This window comes from Streptomyces sparsus (assembly GCF_054776295.1).
The window spans coordinates 1-2,416 of sequence record NZ_BAAHCA010000764.1 but is presented as its reverse complement, the minus strand read 5'-3'; the positions used below and the strand labels follow the sequence as shown (position 1 = coordinate 2,416).

The 2,416-nt window shown below is 73.3% G+C and carries 2 protein-coding genes; both read left to right on the top strand.

The genetic code is table 11. From position 1 onward, the window contains the following. Positions 1-68: 68 nt before the first annotated feature. The gene (gene dapF / locus ACYVE9_RS23115) at positions 69-944 is read left to right on the top strand and encodes a diaminopimelate epimerase (protein WP_461029822.1); all 876 of its coding nucleotides are present in this window, start codon (positions 69-71) and stop codon (positions 942-944) included. A 127-nt stretch (positions 945-1,071) separates the two neighbouring features. After that, a partial coding sequence (locus ACYVE9_RS23110) for an HD domain-containing protein (RefSeq protein WP_461029821.1) occupies positions 1,072-2,416 on the top strand: 1,345 nt, incomplete at its 3' end.

Here is a 2,416-nt window from a genome sequence, read left to right as displayed (position 1 = left end):
CCCCCGCGCGGGCCCGCGCTCACCGCCGTCCGCTCCGGTCGGGGCGCGTCTCCCGTACGATCGGGCAGGTGAGCACCGCAGCGCAGCCGGTCGCCTTCCTCAAGGGACACGGCACCGAGAACGACTTTGTGATCGTCCCCGACCCGGACGGTCGGCTCGAGCTGACCGCCGACACCGTGGCCCGGCTCTGCGACCGCCGGGCCGGCATCGGCGGTGACGGCCTGCTCCGGGTGGTCCGCTCCGCCGCCCACCCCGAGGCCCGCCGGCACGCGGACACCGCCGAGTGGTTCATGGACTACCGCAACGGCGACGGCAGCGTCGCCGAGATGTGCGGCAACGGCGTCCGCGTCTTCGCCCGCTACCTCCTGCACGCCGGCCTGGCCAAGTCCGGCGAACTGCGCGTCGCCACCCGGGCCGGGGTCCGCCGGGTCGTCGCCGACGCCGAGGACGGCCAGGTCACCGTGGCCATGGGCCGTGCGCTGCTGCCCGCGGGAGAGGTGACCGTCGCCGTGGGGGACCGCAGCTGGCCGGCCCGCAACGTGAACATGGGCAACCCGCACGCCGTCGCCTTCGTCGACGACCTGTCGGAGGCAGGACCGCTGCTGGACGCCCCCGCCGTGACACCGGGGGACGCCTACCCGGACGGCACCAACGTGGAGTTCGTCGTCGACCGCGGCCCGCGCCACGTCGCGCTGCGGGTGCACGAACGCGGCTCGGGGGAGACCCGCTCCTGCGGCACCGGCGCCTGCGCCGTCATGGTCGCCGCCGCCCGCCGTGACGGCGCCGATCCGGCCGTCGACGGCAGCCCCGTCACCTACACCGTGGACGTGCCCGGCGGGCGGCTCTCCATCACCGAGCGGCCCGACGGGGAGGTCCTCATGACCGGGCCGGCCGTGATCGTCGCCGAAGGAACGCTCGACTCCGGCTGGTTCACCGCCGAGTGACCGCCGCCGCACCCACCTCGCTCGAAGGGGTGATCCGCGCCACGGTGGCCGGGACCCGGACAACCCGGCGTGATGTGGTCGGTAGCATCAGGCAACTGACGGTGCGACACCTCGAAGGGGGCGGCCCATGAGCGCGGTCACCAGCCTGCGGAAGCTCAGCCGGGCGGCCCTGCTGGGCTCCGCCCCCAAGGGCGGTCTGCCGCACGCCATCGAGCACGTCGCCCAGGCGCACCGCGCCCACCACCCCGGAGCGGATCTCGACGCGCTGAGCCGCGCCTACCTGCTGGCCGAGTCCTCGCACCGCGGGCAGATGCGCAAGAGCGGTGAGCCCTACATCACCCACCCGCTCGCCGTCACGCTGATCCTCGCCCAACTCGGCGCCGGCACGACCACGCTGACCGCCGCCCTGCTGCACGACACCGTCGAGGACACCGACGTCACCCTGGAGCAGGTCCGCACCGAGTTCGGCGCGGAGGTCGCCTATCTCGTCGACGGCGTCACCAAGCTGGAGAAGGTCGACTACGGCGCCGCGGCCGAGTCCGAGACCTTCCGCAAGATGCTCGTCGCCACCGGCAACGACGTCCGGGTCATGTCGATCAAGCTCGCCGACCGCCTGCACAACATGCGCACGCTCTCCGTGATGCGTCCGGAGAAGCAGGCCCGCATCGCCAAGGTCACCAGGGACGTGCTGATCCCGCTCGCCGAGCGGCTCGGCGTGCAGGCGCTCAAGACGGAACTCGAGGACATCGTCTTCGCGATCCTGCACCCCGAGGAGCACGCCCGCACCCGGGCGCTGATCAGCGCCCACGCGGCCGACCCCGATCCGCTGGAGGCCGTCGCAGGCGCCGTCCGCGCGGTGCTGCGCGACGCCAGGATCAGTTCGAGCGTGCACATCAGACCCCGGCACTCCCTCTCCGTGCACCGGGCCTCCGTCAAGCGCGGCGAGCTGGGCCCCTGCGACTTCGGGCGGCTGCTGATCCTCGTCGCCGAGGACGCCGACTGCTACGCCGTGCTGGGCGAGCTGCACACCTGCTTCACCCCGGTCATCTCGGAGTTCAAGGACTTCATCGCGGTACCGAAGTTCAACCTCTACCAGTCGCTGCACACCGCCTTCGCCGACACCGAGGGCCGGGTGGTGGAGGTCCTCGTCCGCACCCGTCGCATGCACAGCGTCGCTGAAGCCGGTGTGATCGCCCTCGGGGACCCGCACCGCGGCACGTCGGCGGAGGAACCCGTCGCCGAGGGGGAGCGGGCCGACCCGACCCGGCCGGGCTGGCTGTCCCGCCTGCTGGAGTGGCAGAGCCACGCTCCCGACCCCGACACCTTCTGGGCCGCGCTGCGCGACGACCTCGCCCAGGACCGCGAGATCACCGTCTACTGCGCCGCCCCCGGTGGCACCGCGGACTCCGCGACCCTGCACCTGCCGGCCGGCGCGAGCTGCGTCGACGCGGCCTACGCCCGCCACGGTTCGG